Origin of the sequence: Citrobacter sp. TBCS-14 (assembly GCF_005280805.1) — a bacterium.
Taxonomy (GTDB): Bacteria; Pseudomonadota; Gammaproteobacteria; order Enterobacterales; family Enterobacteriaceae; genus Citrobacter; species Citrobacter gillenii.
In genome coordinates, this window is the sequence record NZ_SZWM01001113.1 from 327 (window position 1) to 628 (window position 302).

Consider the following 302-nt stretch of genomic DNA (forward strand, 5'->3'; position numbering starts at 1 on the left):
CCATGAACAAGAACATATTGATCGCAATATGCGCATTAGGTTTTGTGAATATTGCACATGCCGAAGTATATAAATTGGATAGTACGCATACGAATGCGACATTTAATATCGACCATTTTCAGACATCAACCAACCATGGTGGCTTTTACTCCATCAGCGGAGAAGTGAAATATCTTCCAGAGAAACAGCAAGGTGAAATGCAGGTAACCATTCCTGTTAAGTCTCTAAATACCGGTCTGGAAGCATTTGATAAACATATCCGTAGCAGCGATATACTCGATGCAGAAAAATATCCGAATATT

At 38.7% G+C, this 302-nt stretch carries 1 protein-coding gene; it reads left to right on the forward strand.

Annotated elements, in window-relative coordinates:
- Positions 1-2: 2 nt before the first annotated feature.
- The coding region (locus FDX22_RS32080; protein WP_255433062.1) for a YceI family protein at positions 3-302 on the forward strand (300 nt) is incomplete at its 3' end.